The sequence below is a fragment of the Thermoflexus sp. genome (assembly GCF_034432235.1).
In the GTDB taxonomy this organism is placed as follows: Bacteria; Chloroflexota; Anaerolineae; order Thermoflexales; family Thermoflexaceae; genus Thermoflexus.
Genome location: NZ_DAOUCJ010000029.1, coordinates 33,362 through 52,085, shown reverse-complemented (window position 1 = coordinate 52,085; position 18,724 = coordinate 33,362). Strand labels below are relative to the sequence as shown.

At 64.9% G+C, this 18,724-nt stretch carries 18 protein-coding genes and 1 tRNA gene; 11 read left to right on the top strand and 8 right to left on the bottom strand.

Annotation, left to right across the window (positions count from 1 at the left end; translation table 11 throughout):
• The first annotated feature begins 36 nt into the window (after positions 1–36).
• Positions 37–1,188: an NAD(P)/FAD-dependent oxidoreductase gene (locus tag VAE54_RS03260; RefSeq protein WP_322800501.1), complete on the top strand. Its 1,152-nt coding sequence runs from the start codon at positions 37–39 to the stop codon at positions 1,186–1,188.
• A 24-nt stretch (positions 1,189–1,212) separates the two neighbouring features.
• Positions 1,213–1,725, top strand: a complete 513-nt coding sequence (locus tag VAE54_RS03255; RefSeq protein WP_322800500.1) for a DUF1641 domain-containing protein — start codon at positions 1,213–1,215, stop codon at positions 1,723–1,725.
• A gap of 72 nt (positions 1,726–1,797) precedes the next feature.
• On the opposite strand, the gene VAE54_RS03250 is transcribed toward VAE54_RS03255, so the two are convergent.
• Positions 1,798–2,154, bottom strand: a complete 357-nt coding sequence (locus VAE54_RS03250) for a DUF4058 family protein (RefSeq protein ID WP_322800499.1) — start codon at positions 2,152–2,154, stop codon at positions 1,798–1,800.
• Entirely contained in the window at positions 2,058–2,579 is a 522-nt protein-coding gene (locus VAE54_RS03245) for a DUF4058 family protein (RefSeq protein ID WP_322800498.1), read from the bottom strand. Before VAE54_RS03245 ends, VAE54_RS03250 begins: the two co-directional genes overlap by 97 nt.
• A 515-nt stretch (positions 2,580–3,094) precedes the next feature.
• On the opposite strand from VAE54_RS03245, the gene VAE54_RS03240 reads away from it, so the two are divergent.
• From VAE54_RS03240 to VAE54_RS03220, 5 genes are all read left to right on the top strand, one after another.
• A complete protein-coding gene (locus VAE54_RS03240; protein ID WP_322800497.1) occupies positions 3,095–4,894 on the top strand; it encodes a thioredoxin domain-containing protein in 1,800 nt (599 codons plus the stop codon).
• 117 nt (positions 4,895–5,011) lie between these two features.
• Positions 5,012–5,413, top strand: a complete 402-nt coding sequence (locus VAE54_RS03235; protein WP_322800496.1) for a DoxX family protein — start codon at positions 5,012–5,014, stop codon at positions 5,411–5,413.
• Positions 5,414–5,448: 35 nt separating this feature from the next.
• The gene (locus VAE54_RS03230; protein ID WP_322800495.1) at positions 5,449–6,510 is read left to right on the top strand and encodes a molybdopterin-dependent oxidoreductase; all 1,062 of its coding nucleotides are present in this window, start codon (positions 5,449–5,451) and stop codon (positions 6,508–6,510) included.
• A 254-nt stretch (positions 6,511–6,764) separates the two neighbouring features.
• Positions 6,765–7,742: an AAA family ATPase gene (locus VAE54_RS03225; protein ID WP_322800494.1), complete on the top strand. Its 978-nt coding sequence runs from the start codon at positions 6,765–6,767 to the stop codon at positions 7,740–7,742.
• A 215-nt stretch (positions 7,743–7,957) separates the two neighbouring features.
• Positions 7,958–8,233: a hypothetical protein gene (locus VAE54_RS03220; RefSeq protein ID WP_322800493.1), complete on the top strand. Its 276-nt coding sequence runs from the start codon at positions 7,958–7,960 to the stop codon at positions 8,231–8,233.
• 45 nt (positions 8,234–8,278) lie between these two features.
• Here the strand turns inward: VAE54_RS03220 and VAE54_RS03215 are convergent, their stop codons facing one another.
• The 6 genes from VAE54_RS03215 to VAE54_RS03190 form a co-directional block, all read right to left on the bottom strand.
• Positions 8,279–9,070: an SCO1664 family protein gene (locus VAE54_RS03215; RefSeq protein WP_322800492.1), complete on the bottom strand. Its 792-nt coding sequence runs from the start codon at positions 9,068–9,070 to the stop codon at positions 8,279–8,281.
• 106 nt (positions 9,071–9,176) lie between these two features.
• A complete protein-coding gene (locus VAE54_RS03210; RefSeq protein WP_322800491.1) occupies positions 9,177–9,704 on the bottom strand; it encodes a DUF3090 domain-containing protein in 528 nt (175 codons plus the stop codon).
• A gap of 60 nt (positions 9,705–9,764) precedes the next feature.
• The gene (locus VAE54_RS03205; protein ID WP_322800490.1) at positions 9,765–10,409 is read right to left on the bottom strand and encodes an MSMEG_4193 family putative phosphomutase; all 645 of its coding nucleotides are present in this window, start codon (positions 10,407–10,409) and stop codon (positions 9,765–9,767) included.
• Positions 10,410–10,660: 251 nt separating this feature from the next.
• Entirely contained in the window at positions 10,661–11,500 is an 840-nt protein-coding gene (locus VAE54_RS03200) for an SDH family Clp fold serine proteinase (RefSeq protein ID WP_322800489.1), read from the bottom strand.
• Between the two features lie 165 nt (positions 11,501–11,665).
• Positions 11,666–13,390 carry a cyclic nucleotide-binding domain-containing protein gene (locus tag VAE54_RS03195; RefSeq protein ID WP_322800488.1) on the bottom strand — a complete coding sequence of 575 codons (1,725 nt, stop codon included), beginning with the start codon at positions 13,388–13,390 and terminating at the stop codon, positions 11,666–11,668.
• Positions 13,380–14,804, bottom strand: coding sequence for an NAD(P)/FAD-dependent oxidoreductase (locus VAE54_RS03190; protein ID WP_322800487.1), 1,425 nt, complete (start codon positions 14,802–14,804; stop codon positions 13,380–13,382). Before VAE54_RS03190 ends, VAE54_RS03195 begins: the two co-directional genes overlap by 11 nt.
• A 94-nt stretch (positions 14,805–14,898) precedes the next feature.
• Between VAE54_RS03190 and VAE54_RS03185 the strand changes: the two genes are divergently transcribed.
• The 4 genes from VAE54_RS03185 (at position 14,899) to VAE54_RS03170 (ending at position 18,707) form a co-directional block, all read left to right on the top strand.
• Positions 14,899–16,290 (top strand): tetratricopeptide repeat protein, encoded by a 1,392-nt coding sequence (locus VAE54_RS03185; RefSeq protein WP_322800486.1) that lies wholly within the window; start codon positions 14,899–14,901, stop codon positions 16,288–16,290.
• A gap of 52 nt (positions 16,291–16,342) precedes the next feature.
• Positions 16,343–16,434, top strand: a tRNA-Ser gene (locus tag VAE54_RS03180).
• 326 nt (positions 16,435–16,760) lie between these two features.
• Complete coding sequence (locus VAE54_RS03175; RefSeq protein WP_322800485.1) at positions 16,761–17,792, top strand: CAP domain-containing protein; 1,032 nt, start codon at positions 16,761–16,763, stop codon at positions 17,790–17,792.
• 87 nt (positions 17,793–17,879) lie between these two features.
• On the top strand, positions 17,880–18,707 hold the full coding sequence (locus VAE54_RS03170; RefSeq protein ID WP_322800484.1) for a hypothetical protein: 828 nt from the start codon (positions 17,880–17,882) through the stop codon (positions 18,705–18,707).
• Positions 18,708–18,724 lie beyond the last annotated feature (17 nt).

Here is an 18,724-nt window from a genome sequence, read left to right as displayed (position 1 = left end):
GGTTCCCCCTCCGATTTCCCGGCCTGGAGGTGACCGATGGCGAGGATCGTGATCCTGGGTGGCGGCAGCGGCGGCCTGGTGGTCGCCAACAAGCTGGCCCGCGGCCTGCGTGGGACCGACCACGAGATCCTCCTGGTGGATCGCAGCCCCTATCACTACTTCATGCCTTCCTTCCCATGGGTGGCCCTGGGCTTCAAAGAGCCGGAACAGGTGCGCCGACCGCTGAAGAACCTGGAGAAGAAGGGCGTCCGCGTGATCCAGGGCGAGGTGCAGGAGATCCGCATCCCCGAGAAGCGGGTTCGGGTGAACGGGCAAGAGCTCTCCTATGACCTGATGGTGGTCTCCCTCGGCGCTGAGATCAAGCCGGATCTCATGCCCGGCTTCGAAGTGGCCCATCATCCCTGGACCCTCGAGGGGGCCCTCCGGATGCGGGAGGCCATCCAGCGGTTCGAAGGGGGGCGGATCGTGATCGGCGTCTCGGGGCCTTATTACCGCTGTCCCCCCGCCCCTTATGAGATCGCCGGGCAGCTGGATTTCGCCCTCCGCGCCCGTCGGCTGCGGAGCCAATCGGAAATCATCCTGGCCCATCCGCATCCCCAGCCCCTCTCGGCCATGGGGCCGGCCATCAGCGGCGTGATCTCCGAGATCCTGTCCAGCAAGGGGGTCCGCTTCGAGGGGAATTTCAACGCCCAGGCCATCGATCCGGAGCGCCGCCGGCTCATCGGCCAGGATGGGCGGGAGATCCCCTTTGACCTGTTGATCATGGTCCCGCCGCATCGGCCGAGCTCCGCCGGGATGTGCCCCGGGCTGCTCACCCCGGCCGGCTTCCCGCTGGTGGATCCGCAGACGTTCCGGTGCATGGCGGACCCCGATGTGTTCGCCATCGGGGATATGGTGAACCCGGCCATCAACCTGCCCGCGGCCGGCGTGGTCGCCCACTTCCAGGCGGAGTTCGTGGCCAACCAGATCCTGGCCGAGCTCAAGGGCGCCTACATCGGCGAGAGCTTCACCCCCGTGGCGATGTGCATCATGGATTTCGGCGACGACGCCGTGCTGCCCATGTGCGACTTCACCCGCATCCTGGATCTGTCCGGCCCGCCTTCCTGCGGCGTGCTGGGCCGCAGCAAGGCCATCCGCCTGACCAAGATGCTCTTTGAGTCCATGTGGTTCGCCACGTATCTGAGCTGAACTCGAGGCAGGAGGCATGCGGCCATGACAGAGCAAACCCTTCAGGACCCGAAGGCCCAGGAAGCCCTGGAACGGGCCCTTTCCCTGTTGATCCGGATGAACGAGACCGGGGCGCTGACCCTCCTCGAGGACGTGGTGGAGCTGCTCCCCGATTCCCTGTCCTATTTGATGGACCCCCGTCTGTTGAAGATCGGGGCCAACATGGCGTATCTGCTCCACGTGGTGGAGATGGTGGAGCCCACCCTGATCACGGTGATGATGAGCCGCCTGGTGGAGGAGCTGAACCGGGAGCTGACGCCGGAGCGCATGAAGGAGCTGCCCCGCATGGGGCCGGTCTCCCTGGTGAAGGCGCTGGGGGATCCCGACGTCCAGCGGGGGCTGGGGATCCTGATGCTGTTCCTGCGGGTGCTGGGGCGGGCCTTCGATCGCTCCAGCCAGGAGCTGATGGCCCTGATGGAAGCGACCGAGAAGACCCTGGCGGAGCTGCGCCGCCAGCGGGCGGAGATGGAACGCCAGGCGGCGGCCGTCGCTTCATAAACAGGAGCTACTTGGGGCTCGCTCCACAGCGGTTCCCAAACGCTTCTACGGAGCCCGACCGTCCCGGTTGGCCTATCGATAGCCCCGTTCCCGCAACCGGGCATCCAGCCAGGCCATCTCTTCCTCCGAGAAGGGGGGCGGGGGAGGAGGCTGACGGTAATCGATCTGCACCCCGTAAGCCCCGCGCTCGTAGACCGTCGCCACCGCCGCCCCCAGATCCAGCGGCACATCTGGATCAGGCTCCAGCAGCGGAACCGGAAGCACCGGCAGCGGATCCATCAGCCGGATCGGCCACACCTCCACCGTCGGCCGGCGGTCTGCCCGGCTCAGGATCACGTAATAGGGAGCAGGAGGCACCGGGTCCTCCAGGGGCGGGCGCTCCCCGCCCCGCAGCAGATCGATTTCCAGCAGATGAACCGCGGACCGCAAGAGATCCCGCCGCTTGCGCAGGTAGTCGGCGTGGGCCTCATCCCGACCCGCTTGTTCACCGGCGAGAGGATCTCGATCACCGTCACCCGCTGTTCGGTGTCCGTCTTACGGATCCCGACGCTGTAAAGACGCAACGGCACCTCCAGGGGGATCCGGCTTTTCACGGGGGCCGGCGGGATGGCTACGGAGGTCCCCGCCTCCGAAGAAGGGGAAAGCTGATGGATCGAGACATCCGGCCGCACGATATGGGCCTCCCCGATCTCCACCACCTCATATGTGATCGAGACCGACAGGCGCGCGAAGTAACGCGGCGTGATCTGGCGGTTCAACTGAGCCTGAATTTCAGAGGCCAGATTGCTGTGGAAGTCCGGCCACAGATCCGGCCGCTCCAGATAGGGATCCATACCGGGGAATGGGGAAGGCATGCCCGACCTCCCGCCTGGTTCGCTCTGGCTCTCATTATAACCGGTCGCTCACACGGGCAAACGCAGCCCACCCGGGAAATCCCGGCGAGGTTCTTCGGAGGGATCCATCGATGCCTCTCCTCCCTTCCAGATGAGGGATGCGGGGCACCTTGGGCGCTTCCCACCCTCTCATCTTAGGGGTCTCCTCAAGCGCTGGCACGCCCCGCGTTGGCCCGCGCCGACGCGAAGATGCTTTCCGGCCGGCGCCGGCCGGCCACCGGCCGAAAGGCCTTTTGCGCCGATGGAAATCGGCCTTGTGAGGCGCTCCGCGCCGGGCGTCGGCCTGCGCCGACGCGAAAGCCTTCTGGCCGGCGGAGTCCGGCCAGAAGGCCGAAGGCCCCTCGAGGTCGAATTCCTTCGACGCTCCCGCTGGCAAGGTCGAAGGCATTCGACGCGCCTCAAACCCGGAAAGTTGCACCCCTAACCCCTCGCTTTTATGATGAACTCAATGAGCGCTTCGGTGAGGGAGGCCAGGGATGGGCGAGACCCGTGTGCGCTGGCGGGAGTGGGGCGAGGCCGCATTCCGGGAGGCCCAGGAGCAGGACAAGCCCATCCTCTTGAGCATCTCCGCCACCTGGTGCCACTGGTGCCACGTGATGGATCGCGGCATCCCCGGCGATCCTGTTCACACGGGCACCTACTCCGACCCGGAGATCGCAGAGCTCATCAACACGTATTTCGTCCCCATCCGCGTGGACACCGACCGGCGGCCGGACATCAACGCCCGCTACAACATGGGCGGATGGCCGACCACAGTTTTCCTGACCCCGGACGGCGAGATCCTCACCGGAGCCACCTATATCCCCCCGATGCAGATGCGCCAGGTCCTCCTCCAGGTGCTCCAGTATTACCGGAGCCATCGCTCCGAGATCCAGCGCCGGGCCCAGGAGATCGCCCGACGCCGGCAGGAGGCGAGCCGTCCAGTCGCCCGACCCGGCGCCCAGCTCTCATGGACGATCCCCATGCACCTGATCGGACTGATCGCCCGGGCCTACGATCCGGTCTACGGCGGCTTCGGTGAGGCCCCCAAGTTCCCCCACCCGGAGGCCTGCCTCCTCCTGCTGGTGGAATACGTCCGCGGCGGGTGTCGCGACGAACGGCTCGCCGAGATGGTCCGCCGCACCCTCCACGGGATGGCCGAGGGCGGGATGTATGACCATGTGGAAGGCGGATGGTTCCGATACTCCACCACCCGCGACTGGAGCCTTCCTCACTTCGAGAAAATGCTGGAGGATCACGCCCGCCTGATCCCCCTCTACCTCTACGCGGCGGAAGTCCTCGAGGAGGAGCGGTTCCGAGAGGCGGCCGTGCGGGCGCTGGAATATATCCAGCGGACCCTCTATGACCCGGAGCGCGAGGTCTTCTGGGGAAGCCAGGACGCGGACGAAGAATACTATGCGCTCTCCCGACGGGAGCGGGCGATGCGCCCCCCGCCGGCGGTGGATCGCACGGTCTACACGAACTGGAATAGCCAGATGGCCCTGGCCTTGCTCATCGCCGCGGATATCCTGGAGGAAGACCGGCTGCAGGAAATGGCCCTCCGGAACCTCGACGCCGTATGGGAATGGGCCTTCGATGCCTCCACCGGCGCCCTCGTGCATTACATGGACATCCATGGGGAACGGGCGGACGCGAAGGGCGTTCCTCCGCTCCTGGGCGATCAGATCCACTACGCCCGGGCCGCCCTGGCCGCCTTCCAGCGGACCGGGGAGCGGCGCTTTATGGAGCGGGCGCTCCGGCTGCGCCCTTATCTGGAGTCGGCGCTGGCCGATCCGGAGGGGGGCGGCTTTTTCGATCGGCCGGAGGACCCCCACGCCATCGGCGCGTTGCGGATCCGGCAGAAACCCCTGGAGGACAACGCGGCGGCCGCCGAGTTCTACCTGACCCTGTATGACCTCACTGGAGATCTCCGGGCTCGGGAGATTGCGGAGCGGACGCTCCTGGCCTTCGAACAGGAATATGTGAAATACGATTTCGCGGCGGCCCCCTATGGGCTGGCGGTGTATCGAGCCATCACCGAGCCGGTGCGAGTCCACGTGATCGGCCCCCGCGAGGACCTGGAGACCCGGCGGCTGCTCCGGGCGGCCTGGCACGGGGATCCCTTCCACCGGGTGGTGATCCCCATGGATCCCCGCCAGGATGCGCCCGCGATCCAGGCCCAGGGGTTCCCGCTGGACGGATGGCCTGCCGCTTATGTGTGCGTGGGCACCCGCTGCCTGCCCCCCGCCCGCATGCCGGCGGAGCTGGTAGAACGGTTGCGCATGTCCGGCCGATAGCGAAGGGCCCGTGAAAGGGTTAGCACGAAGAGAGCAGGACGGATATTATGGATGCGGGGCAAGAAGCCATGGGCACAGGATCGATTTCCCTCAGCTCGAGCGAACGGGAGGGAAACCATGAAGGGAAATATGATCCATGGGATCCTCTGGCTCCTCCAGGTTGTGCTCGGCGTGTATTTTTTCATCACCGGCATCATCCACTGGATCGTGCCGCCGGGCCTGCCCGCTCCGATGGCCTGGATGTATGAGCTTCCCCGTATCTGGCATCAGCTGAGCGGCACAGCCGAGATCCTGGCAGGGATCGGCCTGATCCTGCCCGGCGTGGTTCGGATTCAGACCCGGCTGACGCCACTGGCCGCGCTGGGGCTGGTTTTCATCATGATCGGCGCGGCCATATGGCATCTCGCCCGCGGTGAGTTTCAGAACATCTTTATGAACGCGGTGCTGGGCGGATTGTCCGGCTTCATCGCTTACGGGCGCTGGAAGATCGCCCCCCTGAGGGATCGATCCCACGGCTGATCCCCAGCCCTCCCAAACGGCGGGAGGAGCCTCCAATGCTCTGGCGGCGGCGGGAAGTGTTGCGATTTTTAATCGGCGGGGCCCTGGGGGCCGCCGCGGCGGCCTGCGCCCGTCGGATTCCCCTGCCTGAATCCTCGCCGGACGAATCCCTCCCTTCCACCCGGGTGCCGGTTCAGCTCCCCGGCCCCGAGCGCTGGGAAATCGAATCCTCGGTTCCCATCACCCCTACCCACGTGTTCTACGAGGTGAAATACGGCACCGTTCCCCGGGTGGATGCGGGGGCCTGGACGCTGGAGATCACGGGGGAAGTGGAGCGCCCGCTCCGCCTGACCTACCCGGATCTCCTCTCCATGCCCGCGGTCATCGAGATGCGCACCCTGGAATGTATCAGCAATCCGGTGGGCGGCGATCTGATCGGCAACGCCGTGTGGAAAGGAGTGCGCATGGCCGATCTCCTCGAGATGGCCGGAGCGCGGTCCACGGCCACGGAGGTGGTCCTCTATGCGGCCGACGGCTACCACACCAGCATCCCGGTGAGCCTGGCCCGTGATCCCCATTCCCTTCTGGCTTACATGATGAACGGCGAGGTCCTGCCCCCGGAGCACGGGTTTCCGCTGCGGGCTCTGTGGCCGGGCCGTTACGGCATGAAGCAGCCGAAATGGATCACCCGCATCGAGCTGATCCGAGGGGAACATATCGGTTACTGGGAGGCCCAGGGCTGGTCGAAGGAAGCCATCATCAAACCGAACTCTCGGATCGATCACCCGGGCTCCGGGATGATCCCGGCGCAGCCCGTGGAGATCCGGGGCATCGCTTTCTCCGGCCCGGTCGGGATCGCCCGGGTGGAGGTCAGCGTGGACGACGGCCGGAGCTGGCAGGAGGCCGAGCTCATCCGGGGGCCCACACCCTATGTCTGGACGGTCTGGCGTTATCGATGGGAGCATCCAGAGACCGGAGAACACGTGCTCCGGGCGCGGGTCGTCCAGAACGACGGCTACGTCCAGCCCCGGGGGCGGGGCCGGCTGCTCGGCAGCACCTTCCCGGATGGGACAGACGAGCAACACGCCGTGCCCGTGGTCATCCGCCCGGGGTCCTGAGCCCTGATCCGCAGGATCGCCGGCGCAGGTTTTTCCATGGAAACTCTCAGAGCAGGGCGCAAGAGGGGCACACCCGTCCCTAAATTTCTCTCTACCTCACCTGGCGACTTGAGGAAAGGGGAAGGAGCCATCCCGCCTTACCGAACTTAAGGCCAGCGGCGTCCATTCGGACACCGGAGATCCGGCTTCCGGGTTATACTCAAAAAGAGGATCCGGGCGACCTGTATCTGGAAATCCGGACGGGATGGCGCGCGATGAGGATCTCGTCTCTGGAGATTCATCGCTTTAAATCCATCAAGGAGCTGGATCTCCCCTGCCGTCGGGTGAACCTCTTCATCGGTCCCCCGAATACCGGGAAATCCAATCTCCTCGAGGCCATGGGGATCTTCTCCGTGCCTTACGAGCGCGATTTGAAAACGGCGATCCGATGCGAAACCGTTTCCAATTTGTTTTATGACGAGGATGTGGAGAGCGCCGTTCAGGTTCGCGCGGGATCCTATCAATGGACGCTGAAAGCGGAAGGAGATCTCTTTCGCCTGGATGCCCAAGGCCCCGAGATGGCATTCTCCTACCGGTATTCCCTGGACGGCGCTCTGGCGAACGGCGGGGGAAGCCCTCCATCCTCATCCCCCTTCCGGTTTTATCGCTTTCGCCCGTTGACCCGGTTCCCAGGACGGGAATCGGATTTCCTGCGCCCTGTGGCGGGGGAGAATTTGATGCAGCTTCTGCTCACCCGCAAAAGCCTGCGCCAGCTCGTGGCCGATCTCCTCAAGGAATACGATCTCCGCATCGTGTTGAAACCCCAGGAATCCAGGATCGAAATCCAGAAAGAGGTGGATGGAGTCATCATCGCTCATCCGTATACGGTGCTCTCGGATACCCTGCAGCGGCTGATCTTTCACCTCGTCGCCATCGAATCGAACCAGAACGCGATCCTGATCCTGGAGGAGCCCGAGGCGCATGCTTTCCCATATCACACCAAGTATCTGGCGGAACGGATCGCGATGGATTCATCCAATCAGTATTTCATTTCTACCCATAACCCTTATTTCCTTCTGCCTATTCTTGAAAAAGCCAGGCGAGAGGAAGTGGGTGTGTTTTTCACTTACTGGAAGGAATCACAAACCCGGGTTCGGATGCTGGAAGCAACCGAGATCGAGGAGCTGATGGACATCGGGGCGGATCTTTTCTTCGATCTGGAACGATTTTTGGGACAGCCTGAGGAACGATGAGCCAGCACCCCAGACGGATCCTTGTCGAATGCAAGCCGGACGAGGTGCTGATCCGTGCGCTGGAAATCCCCGGCATGCGGATCTTCCACCATAGCGGCAAAGGAAATATATGCAGGCGCCTGCAACGCTTACAGAATGCGATCGCCATCATGGACGAGGATCCACACAGCCTCCAGCCTCACTATCTTCGGGGCCTGAGCTCGGTGAGTTCACAGGTGGCAGGAGAAGCAGGCGCCTTTAACATCCGGGTGCTTCGGGATGATGAGCGAGGGCATCTCATTCTGATCCTTTGCCCGAGACTGGAGGTGGCCCGTCGAAATCAAATTGATGTCCAGCAGTTCGGTTTGCCGGATCAGGAGGCGGACCTGCACCGGGTGATTACGAATAGGCTTCGAAATTTTAAGCAGCTGGTCGATCGGCTGAAAGAGATCAAGAGCCCGGAGCTTCAATTCCTGCAGCAACAGCTGAAGGGAAGGCTGGAACAGAAATAGGACCACTCTCCTTCGCAGGCCGCCAGGCCGCTTTTCGGATCCCCCTTAAATCATCGGCCACGGCACGGAGCGCCAGGGCCCGGGGTGGGGGAAAACGGGGTGTTTGAGGAGGGCGGCGGTTCGTTCCTCCAGGGCGGCGATCTCCTCCGGGCTCAGCAGACGGGCCAGCTCCCAGCGCAACCCCTCATCCTCCCGCAGCCGCTGATAGAACGCCTGAACCTCATGAAGGATGTCCTGCGGGATCGGCTGCCCCCGGTAATCCCAGATCACCGTACGCAGCTTGGGCTCCACATGGAAACAGATCCCATGGTCGATCGCCCAGATCCGCCCATTGCGATCCCGCAGACAATGGCCCGCCTTGCGATCTGCGTTGTTGGTGATCAGGTCGAAGACCGCCAGCCGCATCAGAACCGGCTGCAACGCGGGATCGTCCCGAAAGGTGAAATAGTTCTCCTCCAGATCGGCCTCGATGTAAAGCTGGAGCGCCCCCGGACCATAGGGGCCGGAGCGTCGCAGCACGGTGGGGGGCACCAGCCCCCATCCCAGGGCCTCGCTGACCACATAGGCGGCGACTTCTCGATACCACAGCGTGCCATGCGGGAAATCCCACAGGGGTTCTTCGCCCCGCTGGGGCTTATAGATCGCCAGCCCCGTTACCCCCTCATGGACGACAGCCACGAGAAAGGTCGCATTGGATCCCCAGGGGACCAGACCCAGGAGCTGGATCTCCCCTTCCTGAAGCCAGCGGAGGACCGCTTCCTTCGGCGTTTCCGGGGGCAGGGGATTGGGAATCCTCCGCGCAACCCTGGCGTGAGGTCGGCGGGAAACCGTTCCCATCGTGGATGATTCCGTTGCACGTCCATCCGGTTCAGAGAGCGAGGCGAGCCGCTTCGCCGCCCCGCCTGGCCTCCAGGACCCTCCAGAAAGGACCGGCGGCGTCGCCCTAAAACACGACCGCTTTGCCGTTCCGGCGAGGGCAGATATGCCCTTCGGGATCCATGGGGCGGCCGCACAGAGGGCAGAGGGGTCGGCCCCGGGCGACCACATCCGCGCTGTGGCGGCTGAGGGCATGCATTTGCTCCCGGGTCGCCCAGAAACGGACCACCCGCAGCCGATCCGGGTCCTGATCCTCTTCCGCCAGCTCCTGGATCACCAGGACCACCCAGTCCTCCCGGGGCTCATAGCCCAGCCCCATGCGCCCGGCCCGGAACAGGGGCTCCAGGGGCTCTTCCAGCTGGAGCTCGGATTCATCGGGCTCCCGCCCCAGAGGACGCGGGTATTTCTCGTTGATCTCCTCCAGGAGCTCCTCCAGGGAATGGGCCAGGGCCCGCACCTGCTCCTTCTCGCAGAGGATGGTGACCAGGATATCCTCCTGACGGGCCTGGATATAAAACGTCCGCCGCCCTGGCTCGCCCACCGCGTCCGCCGTGATCCGATCGACTGGCCGCAGATCATAAATCAATCGAGGCATCTCCGTCCTGTTCTCACGGGTGATGACCGGAAACCGTTGCCGGGAAAACCGGATACGGCTTCAGCGCTTTCGTCGCCTGGAGAGATGCGCCAGATCCTCCAGAGGCCAGCGCAGCGGGCCCGTATCGTTCAGCCGCAGGAGCAGCGGCGGCCCCTCCGCCAGCCAGAAAACCGTCACAGAGGCGGGCGCGATCATCAGCCGATGGTAAAGATCCAGGGGCATCCCCAGATAATAGGCGGTCACCGCGCGGATCAGATCGGCATGGGTGAAGAGGGCCACCACGTCCCGCGGGTGGCGACTGACGATGGTCTCCACCGCCTTGATCGCCCGGGCCACCAGATCGACCATCGCCTCGCCGTCCTGAAAACGGGCCCGGCTGATCACGCTCACCAGGCGCTGCCAGGCCTTCTGACGTCGCAACCGCTTCAGCGACTTCCCGGTCCACTGTCCGTAGCGCACTTCCCCCAGTTCCGGCATGATCTGGATTTGCAGCCCTTTCCGGCGAGCCAGCGGCTCGGCCGTCTCCACCGCACGTTCGAGGGGGCTGCTGTAAATCGCCCGGATGGGCAGGGAGCCCAGGCGCTCCGCCAGCGCCTCCGCCTGACGACGCCCCTCCTCGTTCAGATGCACCCCCGGTGTCCACCCGGCCAGCCACCGGCCCATGGAATCGTTCGCCGCGTGTCGGATCAGCAGGACCAGGGTCATTCAGGTCGCCTCGATCGAGCGAATGCCTGACGCGCCCGGAGGACGCTGGAGCAACGGCGGCCCTCCGCGCCATCACTCCCTCCACATCTATCAAGTATAACATCGGCCCCTGCGAACACCGTTCGGCCCCTTCGGTCGCGAACGAATGAGCGGAGCGGAGGGATGACGCCGGCAGCCTCCCCGCGCCGTGGATGCCCTCGTGGGAGGCCGCCCCTCCCCTGACCAGGGTTCAATGGGCCTCCGACGTCCACTTAACGCGATCGAGGAGCAGGGCCCTCGTGGCGATAGGGCACCGGGATGTATTCCACCGAAGGTCGCCGCGGGGTGGCTTGCGGGAACATCTCCATCAGATGGTAGATCTCCTCGGGCAATCCAACCCGAACCGGCAACCCCATGGCCTGAGCTTCCCGAACCGAGATCGGATAATCATGCGTCCAGCGTCCGCTGCTCAGGGCTTCCGCGATCACCGCGGCCCGCTCCGCATCCATCCCATTGGCGGTGAGCAGCTCGACCACCGTCGAACGCACCTGCTCCATCGCCTTGCGGGCGATGTCCGCCAGGATGAGGGTATGATCCTCAATGTTCGCCAGCGGCTTGGTCTCCACCACCTTCAGGATCGAAGCCGCCGGATACTGACCCAGCTGGGGGTCCACCGGGCCCAGCACGGCATTCTCATCCATCACGATCTCATCAGCAGCCAGCGCGATCAATGTCCCACCGGACATCGCATAGTGAGGGATGAACACGGTCACCCTCGACGGATGACGGACCAGCGCCTGGGCGATCTGCTCGGCGGCCAGAACCAGGCCGCCCGGGGTGTGGAGGATCAGATCGATGGGCATATCCGGCGGGGTCAGCCGGATCGCCCGGAGGATCTGTTCGGAATCCTCAATATCAATGTAACGGGAGAGGGGAAGCCCGAAGAACCCGATGGTCTCCTGACGATGGATCATCGTGATCAGGCGCGTGCCGCGCCGGCGCTCGATCTGGCGGATCAGCCGCGCGCGGGCCTCCTCGAGAAGCCGACGCTGCATAGCGGGGAACATAGTGCTGAAAATCAGGAAGATCCAGAACAGGTCGAAAATGCTCATCGGGTCTCCTCCTGAAGAGGGTCGACCGAGATGTTGCGGGATGAACAACCATCCTCCCCTTCTTCGCCATCCCATCCGGTTGGAGGCATGGGGATCGCCCGAGAAGCCGCTTCCGCAGCGACGAAAGGCCGGGGCGGAAGCCCCTTCCTGCCGCCTCCAATCGCTTCACGACCTGAAGTGTGGCCCGCCTTGGGCGCCGGGCAAAGCCCCATGACCTCCTCCCACCCCGGGCGGGCCGAAACGGAGGCGATCGTAAGCGGCGATGGTATCCACGACGTTTCGGCGCTGCCGCGCGGCTTCCTCCTCCTGCAGACGACGGCGGTAAGCCTCCATCCGCCGGGTGATCTCCTGCTGCACCTGTCGGGGGCTCCCGACATACTGCAGGTAGAAATCCCCGCCCGGGACGCGCACCACGACATGGCCGTAATTGAGCAAACGGGCCAGGATCGATGGGATCGTATACTCCACGCTCTGAATGCGCGCCAGGTTGGCCGTCTGGGTTTCCTCCCGCATCAACATCGGCAGACGCTGGGACAGGATCAGCTGAGTGGGGGTCAGGATGTATTCGTCGTTCCGCCAGTTCTCATAGCGCCACCACCACCAGATCCCCAGCAGCATCCCGCTGAGAATCAACCCCCCCCAGCGGATCCCCGGCTCGATTCGATCGATCGGCCAGACATGGTGGGCATGCAGCACCCATCCCAGGACCCACAGCCCCAGCGCCATCGGCGGCCCCAGCCCGATGGAACGAAACAGGGCCACCCAGTGCTTCCGGTAAATCACCCGATCGCCCGCCGTCTCCCGAAGGGGCGGGAACAGATAGTGGGCCACTGCTCGGAGGATGAGCCCGATCCGCTCCACCCAACCCGGGGGAGCAGGAGTCGACAAAGCGGGGGCGGCCTCCGGAGGAGTCGGGGCCAGCCCCAGGCGATGGCGCAACTCCTGTTGCAGACGGTAGCGCTGGCGCGCCTGCTGCAGCGCCCGCAGACGGTCGATCTGCTCATAGATCAGGCGGCGGATCCCATCCGGTTGGGGCAGGTTCGAGAAGGCGACCCGCCCGCTGAACGCTTCCACCTCGATATCCCCGAAATCGAACAGATACGGGCTGGCCAGCGGGGTGCGCCGCAGGATCTGGACCTCCTGGATCTGGTCCAGTGGCATATCCTGTCGGGTTTCCGGACCGGGAAACACATACAGCCAGCGCTCCCGTTCGATGTGAACGATCCGCCGCGTGGTGAGGATATATTGATCGTCCCACCAGTTCCAGACCTGCGCGCCCAGGAGGATCAGGGGGATCGCGTTGAGGAAAAGCGCCGGCCACCAGCCCAGTTCCGCCGCCAGGAAGGTGGTCAGCACGATGAACACCAGGAGGAGCACCAGAGGTGGAAGGAGGACCGGGATCACGCTGAACCAGTGCCGATGGATGGCCGCAAGCACCTGCTCCTCCGGCTCCAGCCACGGAAAACGGGGCGCCCGCAGGCGCGCCTCCACATCCGGGGGCAATTCCAGGCGATGAATCAGATCCGGATGCTCGGCCAGCAGGGCGTCGAACTCCGATTTCTCCAGCAGCCAGCCCTCCACCCGCGTGATGGCCATGGCGGTCACATCCCGCGGATCGTTTAAGAAAAGGGCGTGAACGCCGATCCCTTCCCCGGGCTGAAGGTGACGGATCAAACGCTCGACGCCATCCGCGTCGATGCGCAGCAGGGCCAGGCGGCCGGAGCGGAGGATGAAATAGGCGGGGAACGTCTTGCCTTCAATGAACAGCTCCTCACCCGGGGCGAGGGTTCTCCCCTTCACCCGCGCCGCCACCCGGGCCAGCTCTTCAGGATCCAGCCGGCGGAACAAGGGCTGGGCGGCCAGGATGGACAGAAGCTCCTCATCCGCCATGGAACCCCTCCGCATCGATCGAAGCCCCAACCGGCGCGACCCCTACCGGCATTCGCAACTTCAGGCGGCCCCGGGCCCAATCTTCCAGGATCAGACGGGCCGTGCGCCGGCCCATCTCCACCGCATAGTTCGTCCCCCGATCCCACGGATACACCTGGCTCATGCTGGCGAAATACAGGCCGACCAGGGGCGTGCGCAGATCCGGGATCATCCGGGAGTAGTTCACCGGAACCACCGGCTGGGCGTAGGGCTCCCGGAAGACCCAGCAGCGACGGACCCACTCCGGCCGGAAGGATGGGTTAAAGCGCGGGAGCGCCGGCAGGAATATCCGCAGGAGCTCCTCCGGTGACATGGAAAAATACGGATGATCCGGCGGAAGGTAATCCCCGCAATAGACCAGATGTTCCCCGCCGTAGTGCTCCGCCGGAACATAGTTCGTATGCTCCACCAGGGCCAGGAAGGGGAATCCGGCCCGCTTCGGCAGATTGATCCAGTAAACCCCGCGGGTGAGCGGGCGATCCAGGGCCAGGATCAGGACCACCGCTCCCAGGGACCGCAGGGCCAGCAGCTGGCCCACATAAGAAGCCGGCAGCGCCGGAACCAGCCGGGCCAGCAGGCGCGGGGAGGTGGTGACCATCACGGCATCGTAAAGCGCGGAGCCGTCCGCCGCCTCCACGTTCCACCCTCCCTCCGCCGGTTCCAGCCGGAACACCGGGGTTGACAGACGGACCTCGCCGCCCTGGCGGCGGATCTGTTCCACCAGGAGATCGAAAAACGCCTGGAAGCCCCCTTCGAAGGTCCCCAGGCGCGGGCTGCGCTTATGGATACGCGCCCAGAACCAGGCCATGTTGATCTCCGGGTAGGCATCCCCGAACTTCCCCTCCAGGAGCGGCTGCCAGATCCGCTCATAAGCCCGCCGTCCCATATAGCGGGGAAGCCACTCATGAGCGGTCACCCGCTCCAGCGGCTCCCAGCGCGGGGTCAGGCGGAGATAGGCGATCACCAGGCCCATCCGGAGCTTCTCCATCAGGGAAAGGCCGGGGAAACGAAGGACTGCCAGGGGACTGTCAAAGGGATAGGGTCGCTCCTGATACCAGACCGCCGTGATCGGGCGGGGGAACCGCACCCGATGGCTCAGGCCCAGCTCCCGGATCAGGCGAAGGATCTCCGTATCGGAGGCGAACCAGTGATGGTAGAATCGCTCCAGAGACCAGGACCAGCCTTCCGCTTTGAAGCCGGAGGCCAGCCCGCCGGCCTGGGATGCCGCCTCATAGACGACCACCCGGGCTCCTGCGCGAGTCAGATCATAAGCCGCCGCCAGGCCGGCCGCGCCGGCCCCCACAATGGCCACCCGTAGCGCCATGGTTCCATTCCCCGGAGAGGATGCCAGCCTGGAGAAACGTTCGGACCGCATGGGCGGCCTCCGGGTCGCCCTTCGCGATTGCTTCAATTTTAATTCCACCCGCATTCTCTGGACATGGTTTCGCCAGCGCCTGCCGGGATCTTCCATGCGGCGAGGCCTGCGGATCGGCGGGCTGATCGCGCTCTCCATGCTGCTCGCCCTGGACCCCGCCGGGATCCCAGCGGCGCGCTGGATCCGTGAGGGGGATGCGCTCTGGGCGGAGGGACAGGGTCTTTCGGCGCAGCAGGCCTATCAGGCCGCCCGGGCCCTGCGCCCGATGGACCCGGCGGTCTGGCATCGGGTCGCCCGCGCGCACACAGCCCTGGGGGAGCTGGAGGAGGCAGAGGCAGCCTGGCGGCGCGCCCTGGAACTTGGGGATCCATGGGCGCTCCGGGGTCTGGCGGAGATCGCCACGCTGCGCGGGGAATGGGAACCGGCGCGCGCCCGCTGGCGGGATTGGGCGCTGCGCACGCCCGCCGATCGAGAGGCCTTCCAGCGCTGGGCGGAGGCGGCTATGGCCCTCGGCGATGAAGAGGACGCACGGAGGGCCTGGGAAACCGGAGCCCGCTATCACCCCGATGACCGACAGATCCGCTTCCGATGGGGCCTCCTGGAGGGGATCCACGATCCGGAAGCGGCCCGGATCCTCCTGATCCTCCTTCCCTCCCCGTGGAAAGATTGGGCTGACCTCCTGCCCGCGCCATGCGCCCTGCACCGCTCATGCGCGGAGAGCTCGCGGGATCAAACCCTGCGCCGATGGGGCTTTGCGCTGCTGGGGGCGCGATACTGGGGAGAAGCCCGACTGGCCCTGGACCGCTGGGTCCAGAAGCACCCGGAGGATCCCGTGGCGATGGCCGCCCTCGGTTACGCCCTGGGGCGCCTGGGGCTGGATGGAACGGTATGGCTCCAGCGGGCCAGCCCGGGCTCCGCGATTCCCCCTGAAGTGCACTATTTCCGGGGCCTTTATCTTCTGGAGCACGGGCAATACCATGAAGCCCAGCGGCAATTCGCCGCCGCCTACCAGCTGGATCCGGATCCCCTTTATGCGCTGGAGCGAGGGCGCGCCGCCATGCTGGCTGGGGATCTCCTGACGGCCGAGCGCTGGCTCCGCCAGGCCCTGGAAGCGGATCGGGAGAACGTGGAGATCTGGATCATGCTGGCCACCCTGTATCTGGGCCATCAGGTCTGGATCGGGAAAGGCATCGAGGCCGCCCGGGAGATCCTGCAACGGGCCCCGCAGCGAGTGGAAGGCTACGAATGGATGGGATGGGCCCATTACCTTCGCGGAGAGTGGGAAGAAGCGGAGCGGCTCCTCCGCCAGGCCCTCCGAATGGACCCGAACCGGCCATCGGTCCGTTACCGCCTGGGCATGGTGTTGGCCACAAAGGGCCAGCGCGAAGAAGCCCGCCGCCTGCTGGAGCAGACCATCCTCCTGGATCCCCGCGGGGATTTCGGGCGCCGGGCGCTCCAGCAGCTTCTCCATTTGCAGGGCGAATAGAGCGTTCCCGCCTGCCCCTCCGAACGCCGAATCTGGTATAATTAGAATGCCCGGAGGGGTGGCCGAGTGGACGAAGGCGCGCGCCTGGAGAGCGCGTAGGGGTGTTTCTGCCCCTCGTGGGTTCGAATCCCACCCCCTCCGCCAGCATCCCGGGCCCCCGATGAGCGATTTGGGGGCCCGGATGGTTTGACCAGATCCCTAACCAGCCGGTCCGGGGATGTTCCCCCGGGAGGCCAGCGCTTGCGCCTCCCACCGGCCCACGGAATCGGACGGGCACAGCCGGGCTTCTCTATCCAGATCCAGGCGGCCAGATGGCCTCTCCTCCCTCAAGTCAAGCCCTCCCGAGGAGGCCCCCGGCGTCACCCCTACCTCCGAAAAGCCCTGGTTAACCCCTTCCCAGAATTGACAATCCCCATCCCGCTTCGTAAAATGGCCATAACCAACATTTTTCAAACCCGAGGTCGGAGACGATGATCCGGCGGTGGGGAATCGGATGGGGGATTGCGGGGCTGGTGTGGCTGGGGCTGTTTCTTCATAGAGGGAACGCCCATGGTCTCTCCGCCATGGCTCCGGTCGAGACAGCAGCTCGCGTGGAGGCTGCGGAGAGCGCGCTGACCCATCGGGTTTTCCTCCCCTTAGTGCTCCGCGCGCCGACGTCTCTTCCCGCCGAGTGGCTTTCCCGCCTGAATGCCTATCGCGCCATGGCCGGGCTGCCGCCGGTGATCGAAGAGCCCGCCTGGAACGATGGATGCTGGAAGCACGCCCGATATATGGTGAAAAACGATATCATCACGCATGGGGAGGATCCCCAGAACCGGTGGTATACCCCGGAAGGGGATGAGTGCGGGCGGAATGCGAATGTCATGGTCAGCGTTAGTGCCACCGCTCCGGACAGCGATGCCATCGACGTATGGATGCAGGCCCCCTTCCATGCGGTGGGCATGCTGGATCCTCAGCTGATCCGGGTCGGCTATGGAGCGTATCGGGAAGCGGATGGGGGATGGCAGATGGGAGCCGCCCTGGATATCCTCCGCGGCCGGGGATCCAGCGTCGTGGGCGTCTCCTTCCCCATCCGCTGGCCCGGCGATGGAAGCACCACGCCTTTGCGCGCCTTCCAGGTCGGGGAATACCCGGATCCCCTGGCCTCATGTGGTTATAGCGCCCCCACCGGCCTGCCCATCCTGTTGCTTCTGGGGACGGGCTCCCTGACCCCCAGCGTGAGCGGCCACGCCCTGTGGCGGGATGGAATCTCTGTAGAGCACTGCGTATTCGATGAAACCACTTACAGGAACCCAAAGGATTCAGCGCAGGAGTCCCTGGGCCGGGCCATCCTGGACAGCCGGGACGCCGTGGTTCTGATCCCGCGGGATCCCCTGAACCCGGGCTCGCGCTACACCGTCTCCCTCACGGTAAACGGGCAGGCTTACACATGGTCGTTCTTCGTGGCCTCGAGCAACACCCAGACCATGGCTGCCTGGGAGCCGGAAGCGGAGGTTCGTTAACGCCTTGAACGCAGAACCAAGCGCCGAAGGCGCTCTCCCCCTCCGAAACGCTCACCGAGCCGTTCGATCTCGAACCGGGAGGTTCGAATGCCCGGGAAACATCCGTGGATCACAGGAACCATCGGGGCGGTAGTCCTTGGACTGGCGCAGATCTTCGCCGGGGCTTCGGAGGGGAATCCCACCCCTCCCCTCTCCCCGGCTCTCCCGACCTCCCCCAGTCCCCAGGCGACCTATCGGGTCTATCTTCCGCTGATTTCCCGCAGTGTTTGTGAGCCCATCCCTGGCGCCTCTTACGAGGTCTTCCCCGTTATCTCACCCGTTGCGTCCAATGTCGCCGATAACCCGGATTACAACTTGCTTCTCCTGGGCTATCAGACGGTCAACGAGTATAAAGGGCTCGTGGACTATGTGGGGGGGTCCGACGACCGCGCGCCCCAGTTTCGCTTCCTTTTCGGGGATCATCGGATCCCGGTTTTCCTGAACGTATATAAAAACAACGGGTGGGACTGGGAGAACCACCAGCCGTTGCCGCCTCCGCCGGGGTGGCCGCCGGTCAGCGTGGCGGGCCTTGCCGTCCATCCCGGAGAGGTCCTTTACGTTCCGGACAGCGGCTACGATATCGGAGGCGGGTTCGATGCCCACGTCCTGTATGCCGACGAGAACCAGATCACGCTGAAATATACGGCGGAGGACAGCACGGCGCAGGGATACACCGTGTATATCACGAACATCTGTGTGGAGCCCTCCCTGCTCCAGCTTTACCGACAGTGGAACGCATGGGGGCGGAGCCAGCTGCCGGCGTTGCGGGGCGGCCAGCCCTTCGGCCGCGCGCGGGGGACCCAGATCGATGTGGGGATCCGGGACAACAACGTCTTCATGGATCCCCGTTCCCGCAAGGACTGGTGGCAGCGGTAGCCGATCCCATGCCGTGA